Here is a 502-nt window from a genome sequence, read left to right on the forward strand (position 1 = left end):
ATACTGGCAGAGTACGTTCACCACGTTTGATGTACGCGCCCTCTTCTAGAAGACCGTCTAGGACTTCAGAAAGGTCTGCCAGCTTGCCGTATTCTTTTGAGTTTAGGAAATCAACACTTAGCGCGTGCTCGTGAGTCACACCGTGTGTACGAACGATGATCTTCGGCAGGCTCAAACCAAGCTCTGCGTGCAGCTCCACTTCGTAGCTGTATTGGCTTGCACCCACTTCTTTCGCGTTTAGTTGCTCAACAAGTTGTTTTGTCCAAGCTTCTACTGCTGCTGCATCATGACACTGCTCAGCCGTTAGACGAGATGTGTAGATAAGCTCATGCACTAAGGCGCGAGGGTAACGACGGCTCATACGATCAGCAAGCTTGATACCTGCATTGTATTGTTGAACCAGTTTTTCTAGCGCTTCGCCAGCTAGAGCTGGAGCTTCTGCGTTTACGTGCAGTGATGCGTTGTCCAATGCCAATGATACTTGGTACTGGTTCATCGCTTC

At 49.4% G+C, this 502-nt stretch carries 1 pseudogene; it reads right to left on the bottom strand.

Annotated elements, in window-relative coordinates:
- Window positions 1-502 (bottom strand): annotated as a pseudogene (gene gyrB / locus R7044_RS28515) (DNA gyrase subunit B); the annotation flags it as partial.

Source organism: Vibrio sp. 1402, from assembly GCF_033340275.1.